Origin of the sequence: Hyphomonas sp. (assembly GCF_040882205.1) — a bacterium.
GTDB lineage: Bacteria > Pseudomonadota > Alphaproteobacteria > Caulobacterales > Hyphomonadaceae > Hyphomonas.
In genome coordinates, this window is record NZ_JBBEBT010000128.1 from 1 (window position 1) to 5,309 (window position 5,309).

Sequence of the window (5,309 nt, forward strand, 5' to 3'; positions counted from 1 at the left end):
ATGCCGGCGTCTTCTGCAAGCCGGTTCTGCGACACGCCGCGTTGCTTGCGGAGACAGGCAAGCCGGTCGCCCAGCTCTTTCAGTATTTCTGTCTCGGGGGTCAGAGGATTGATCTTCATGAGCTCACATTTGATAGCATTGGGCGTCTAAAGGCCTGAGCCTATTACAAATGATAGGAATTTACAGTCTTGCGCGCAAGAGTGACTATAGTAATAATAATATCAATTATGATTTAAAATAGCTCTATTTGGCCTGAATAATATCAAAAGTGATATTGATTTGGCCTCTTAAGGATGGTCCACCGGATGTGTGACCCCGGCGGTTTCAGGGTAGCCGCGTTCTCGCATCCGCAGCATCGTGCGCGCTCCGGGAAGAACGAACCTCTGCCTCAGGGAAATTCGCAATCAGTCCGGTTCAGGGTGCGTCTTGACCGCGCCATCTCTGTCTCGGGCTGCTTTCCGGACGCCGTGCTGACGCTACCCTATCCGGGCATGCAGGCGCGGACACCGGTGACCGGCAGGATCGTCTCCCAGCCTTCAGCATTCCGGTAGAGGATGTTTCCGCTATCGACGCGCTGGCCGCCCTCGAGGACTTCGCCGGGCCTTAGGGTGACCTGCACCTCTGTGCGCGAGGCGGTATCTGCGAATCTCATGTCCGTGACGAACTGGCCGAACACCTCGCCGCCCGCGGCGGTCATCGGCAGGGAGACCGGCGCGCCGTTCACGAGCACCAGCGCGTTGGTGACAGGGCTTTCTGCGAACAGCACGAACTGGCGGGGCGCTGACATGCCCCAGAGGAACAGGCCGCATTTGCCGGGCGCCAGGCGCTGCGGCGGCAGGCCGGCCTCCGGAACGGACGCGATGGCCTGCGACGCGCTGCGGGGCGGAGCGGCCTCGGGGTTCGGGTCATGGCTGCACGCCGGCAGGGCAGCGATCAGGGCGGCAAGGAGGAAGGGTCTCATCATTTGGGGGTGCTCGTGTCGGGGGTCGAAAAGAGATAGACGAAATCTTGCCCCTGCGGCGTGAAGCCGGCAATCGGCAGGGCGAACCCGAGGTCGCGCGGGACGATACCGGAGACGCGGGCCTCGAACTGGCCGGGACGGTTCGGGGCGAGGCGAAGGTCAGCCTGGAAGCGTGTGCCGGTCTGGTTTTCGGAGGCCAGAGGGATCACCAGCGCGGCGCCCTCGCAGCGCAGTGTGCCCTGCATCGGCGCCCAGCCGGGGCCGAGAATATCGCGGTTGCGTTCCAGCACATCGCTGCGGCCTATGCCTTCGGCGCGGAGGCAGCCTTTGGGGCCAAAGCGGAGCGCGGCGCCGGTGAGGTCCACACGGCCGCCGGACTCGCGAACCCATAGGGCGGCCTGATCCAGCTGCGCGAGATCGAGGCTGAGCGTGTAATCGCGCAGCGACAGGCGGCTGCCCGGTCCGATGGCGACCTTGCCCTGGCCATTGCCCTGCGGCCCGGTCCAATTGACCGTATACTGAAGGTTCGCGGACAGGAGTCCGCCTGGTGCGAAGTCAAGGTCTGCGTTGCCATAGTCCGCGCCGCCAAGCGTCAAACCGCGCACTGTGCCGGACAGGACGGTGCCTTCGGCGCTGGTCCAGCCGAGGCCGCGCGCGGCGGCGCCGGACGCTGCGAGCGCCGCGCTCAGCGGGGCGAAGGCGACGAGGCCGGCGAAGAAGCTCGCCGCAAGCAATGCCGGAAGCATCAGCCGCTTCATGGTGCAGGCACATCGGCGAAGGTGACGGCGGCGTTCACGCGGCCTGGTCCGGCGGCGGTGAGTTCGGCGGACTGGACGGTCAGACCGAGGTGCGCCTCCACCTCCGCCGTCCAGGCGAATACCTGCTGGGGGTCAGCGGACGGAAGGACAAAAGCGAGCGCCGCCGCGCCGGTAGGCGCGGGCGTGGCGGCGAGACCCGCGTCTGCCGCGAGCGCCGCCGCAGCATCGGCGGCGTTGGCAGATGGCTGCGCAGGTACCTGTGTGATGCCCGCCGCGCGCAGGCGCTCAAGGCGCAGCAAGGTGCTGGCCGCATCGGCGACAAGGGTTTCGGCCTCCTCCCGGCGCTGGAGGGCGGGGCCGATCACAAACTGCAACAGTGCGGCCAGCAGCGCAGCAAGGACGGCGGCGCCGAGCAGAAGCCGTTCACGCGGCGCGCGCGCAGACCACCAGGACATCATGGCGCAGTCCTCACGATGATTGCGGCCTGTGTACCCGGGGAAAGGTCCGTGAGGGTTTCGGTCTGCGCGCTCCAGCCAGCGGCCTCCAGTGCGGCGCGGAAGGCATCGGCGTCGGATGCGGAGGCAAAACGCACGACAGCGCGAAGCGACGCGTCCTGATCCGAGTACTGAAGCTGACGCAGCTGAGCGCCGGGCCGAGAGGCGAGCGCTTCATAGACGGCTGCCGACAGGCCCAGGAAGTCACCGGCGGCCTTGCCGGAGGTGGCTGCAGAGAGGCGGCGGACTTCGGCGTGAATGTCGCCAGGCTCCGGCGCGCCGGCGAATTGCTGGCGGTAGATGCCCCGGGCCTGCGCGTCCTGCTGCTGGTAACTCGTCCGCAGACTGTTGATTTCAAACTGGATGGCGGCAATCCAGATAGCGGCTGCGGCGAGCGCCAGCAGTCCGGCAAGGCGCCAGCGCCGGAAGGTGTTGCCAACCGGCGCGGCGCCGGCGCTGCGCGTCTCGGTCAGGCGGATGCCAGGCGCACGGGCTTCGAGCGCGGCCAGGGTTTCGAGGGCATTGGCCAATGTAACGTTTGAATTGCTGAGGCCGGACTTGCGCAGGATTTCCATTAGCACGCCTTCAGGCCAAGCCCTGTCTGCGCCGAGGGTACCGGCCTCGCCGTGTATCAGCAGCCGATCTCCAAAGTCAAAAATCGTGCCCGGGGCAAGCGCGAGGCTGGCTTCCGGAACGATCTCTGCATGGCCGAGGCCAGCGGACTGAAGCTGCTGCGCCCAGTGCAGCAGCAAGGCTTTGTCGGCGACATAGATGTCGCGCAGGTTTCGTCCGGGTTGCCTTGGGCCGAGCAGAATGTGCACATCTTCAACGGACTGGGCGAGATCGTCCTCCACGGCATAGAGCGCGGCCTTGCGCGCCTCTGCCTCGGATTTCGCAGCCACGGGGACCTGGAACTTCGCTACGCTGAGGGCCGGCGCAAACGCAATCGCCTTCGGGCGGCCGGACACCTGATAGCTTTCGAACTCTGCCGGCACCAGCGCGTTGGCGCGCCGCACCGCGAGGCGCGGGGCCGCGTCCGCTGTGCCTGGCAGCTCGATGTAGATGTCGGCGTTCATGCGGCGTCCCCGAAAGAGCGCCAGAGGATGACGGGCGGTGTGCCATCACCGGCGCGCAAGAGAAAGCGGAAGGGCCAGCTGCCGGCATCAAGGCCTACCGTGCCGGCGCCGGTGAAATGTTTGTTGCGCACATCCAGTGGCAGTCCGGCCAGCGCTTCGCCGCCGCCCGGCAAGCGGGCCGCAGCGGCGCGCACGGCTTGCACGTCCGGCCAGCCCGCGGCGGGGCGCGCTTCGACGAGACGGCGCGCATCGGCGAGGGAAAGCCGGCCACCGGTCGCAGCGCGCAGCACGGGCGCAGTCCCGGACGTCAGGGCGTTCATGTTGAGGCGTGCCGGGTCCGCATCTTCCAGTGTGCAGGCAAGGGCGGCGAGCGCGCGGCGCAGGTCCGGCGTGACGCCGGGCAGCGGGGCAAGCTCGGCAGGGCTGAGGAGCGGCTGGCTTGCGGCGCGGAAGCCGCCGCCTTGCACGAGATAGGCCGCGTCCTCACCGCCGAGCGGGAGGGGAACGGAGTCCGCATCGATCCAGTCGGCGAGGATCGCTGAGACGCGTTCGGCATCGCCCTCGGGCACCCCCATATCGGTCAGCAGGATTTCGAAGTTCTGCATGGACTGCGCGCGGAGCGTGGGGTCTGCGTTGCCGAGGCTGTTCAGATTGAAACAGGGCGGCAGCGGCGCGAGGGTTAGGACGATCTGGCCGCCCTCCAGCGGCAAGGTGAGCGTGCGCGCCGCACCCTCGCCGGTCTCTGGTGCCGGAAGGCGGCTCGCGGCGGCGAGGCCTGGGGCGGCGGCGAGCGCGACCGCTTCGGCCGAGCGCGCCGCCCAGAGCGCATGGGTGCGCCGTGCACTGAGTTTCTGGAGTTCTGTCTGCCGGGCGATCACTCCGGTGGCCATGACGGCCGCGACGGACAGGGTGGCGACGATCAGGAGGATCGACAGCAGCGCCGCGCCGGTTTCCTTCGGGTTCGCCTTCATGTGCCGGCTCCCAGAAGGTAGCGGACGGTGAGCACGTCGCCCTCGGCGAAGGTCAGCGTCAGCTCGACCTTCTGGGGCGCGGGGGATATCTCACCGCCTTCCGATAGCCAGTCGCTGCGCCAGGCATCTGCCCGGCCAAAACGCGCGTCGAGACCCGCGAGACCAGAGAGGAGCGTTTCATCGACAGAGGGCGTGGCCGGGCCGGGATCCGGGGCAAACCATGACCGCCGGATGAGGGCGCCGCTCTCAAAGCGGTATTCGACGCGCTGCAGGTCACTGCGCGCAGCGCCCCCCGGATTGCTCCAGCCATTGCGCACGAACAGTATCAGGCGGCCATCGGCGCGCGGCGCATGGCCGGCGAAGGCGGTCGCGGGTTCGGAGAGGGCGCTATCCTGGCTCAGGCGTGCGGTATAGGCCGCAAGATCTGCCGAGAGCGTATTGAGCGCGGTTGCCAGTTCACCTGAGGCGGCACCGCGTGTCTCCAGTACGCGCGCACCGCGCAGCGTCTGGCCCGTCATCACGGCGCCGGCAGTCGCCATCAGGGCAATCACGAAGAGCGCGATCAGTGTTTCGATCAGCGTCATCCCGCTTTCGGAAGGGCGAGGCAGGGTCATGGCGCGGCGGGGTCTGTTGTCAGCAAGGACAGGCGCACAAGTACCGGCGCTTCGCCTGACGCGCGCACGTCGATCCGTATACTGTAGAGTCCAGGTTGCGGCGTGGCTTCCAGCGTGCGGGTCCAGCTATAGGCGCGTCCGCGCTGAACCTGTTCGCCTTCGGTGACCGGGCTGAGGCTGAGTGCTTCGGCGGTGACGGTATCGACGGCGACATTCGCCGCCACCGTGCGAGCCAGTAGGCGGGTGTCCAGTTCGCCGCTGATGCGGACCGACTGCGTATTCAGCGAGACGAGGCCCATCGCTGCGATGGAGAAAACCGACAGCGCGACCATCGTCTCAAGCAAGGAGAAACCCGGCGCGCTCATCCGGCTTGCCCTCTGACGAGGCCCGCCGGAGGGACCTCAAGGGTCCGCGTGCCGGCGCGCAGTTCGACCG

At 67.4% G+C, this 5,309-nt stretch carries 7 protein-coding genes; all 7 read right to left on the reverse strand.

Going from position 1 to position 5,309, the window contains the following annotated elements; translation table 11 throughout:
- Positions 1 to 481: 481 nt before the first annotated feature.
- The 7 genes from WEA77_RS04905 to gspI are packed head-to-tail and all read right to left on the reverse strand — an operon-like array spanning position 482 to position 5,239.
- Positions 482 to 964 (reverse strand): hypothetical protein, encoded by a 483-nt coding sequence (locus tag WEA77_RS04905; protein ID WP_368066745.1) that lies wholly within the window; start codon positions 962 to 964, stop codon positions 482 to 484.
- A complete protein-coding gene (gene gspN, locus WEA77_RS04910; protein WP_368066746.1) occupies positions 961 to 1,719 on the reverse strand; it encodes a type II secretion system protein N in 759 nt (252 codons plus the stop codon). The genes WEA77_RS04905 and gspN overlap by 4 nt, the downstream gene beginning before the upstream one ends.
- Positions 1,716 to 2,177, reverse strand: coding sequence for a type II secretion system protein GspM (gene gspM / locus WEA77_RS04915; RefSeq protein ID WP_368066747.1), 462 nt, complete (start codon positions 2,175 to 2,177; stop codon positions 1,716 to 1,718). The genes gspN and gspM overlap by 4 nt, the downstream gene beginning before the upstream one ends.
- Entirely contained in the window at positions 2,174 to 3,289 is a 1,116-nt protein-coding gene (gene gspL / locus WEA77_RS04920) for a type II secretion system protein GspL (protein ID WP_368066748.1), read from the reverse strand. The genes gspM and gspL overlap by 4 nt, the downstream gene beginning before the upstream one ends.
- Entirely contained in the window at positions 3,286 to 4,260 is a 975-nt protein-coding gene (gene gspK, locus WEA77_RS04925; protein ID WP_368066749.1) for a type II secretion system minor pseudopilin GspK, read from the reverse strand. Before gspK ends, gspL begins: the two co-directional genes overlap by 4 nt.
- A complete protein-coding gene (gene gspJ, locus WEA77_RS04930; RefSeq protein WP_368066750.1) occupies positions 4,257 to 4,874 on the reverse strand; it encodes a type II secretion system minor pseudopilin GspJ in 618 nt (205 codons plus the stop codon). The genes gspK and gspJ overlap by 4 nt, the downstream gene beginning before the upstream one ends.
- Positions 4,871 to 5,239: a type II secretion system minor pseudopilin GspI gene (gspI, locus tag WEA77_RS04935; protein WP_368066751.1), complete on the reverse strand. Its 369-nt coding sequence runs from the start codon at positions 5,237 to 5,239 to the stop codon at positions 4,871 to 4,873. The genes gspJ and gspI overlap by 4 nt, the downstream gene beginning before the upstream one ends.
- Between the last annotated feature and the right edge of the window lie 70 nt (positions 5,240 to 5,309).

What these genes read in the sequence shown, in the direction of transcription:
- gspJ (WP_368066750.1), bottom strand. Translation starts at nt 4,874, where the DNA reads ATGACCCTGCCTCGCCCTTCCGAAAGCGGGATGACGCTGATCGAAACA.
- gspN (WP_368066746.1), bottom strand. Translation starts at nt 1,719, where the DNA reads ATGAAGCGGCTGATGCTTCCGGCATTGCTTGCGGCGAGCTTCTTCGCC.
- WEA77_RS04905 (WP_368066745.1), bottom strand. Translation starts at nt 964, where the DNA reads ATGATGAGACCCTTCCTCCTTGCCGCCCTGATCGCTGCCCTGCCGGCG.
- gspK (WP_368066749.1), bottom strand. Translation starts at nt 4,260, where the DNA reads ATGAAGGCGAACCCGAAGGAAACCGGCGCGGCGCTGCTGTCGATCCTC.
- gspM (WP_368066747.1), bottom strand. Translation starts at nt 2,177, where the DNA reads ATGATGTCCTGGTGGTCTGCGCGCGCGCCGCGTGAACGGCTTCTGCTC.
- gspL (WP_368066748.1), bottom strand. Translation starts at nt 3,289, where the DNA reads ATGAACGCCGACATCTACATCGAGCTGCCAGGCACAGCGGACGCGGCC.
- gspI (WP_368066751.1), bottom strand. Translation starts at nt 5,239, where the DNA reads ATGAGCGCGCCGGGTTTCTCCTTGCTTGAGACGATGGTCGCGCTGTCG.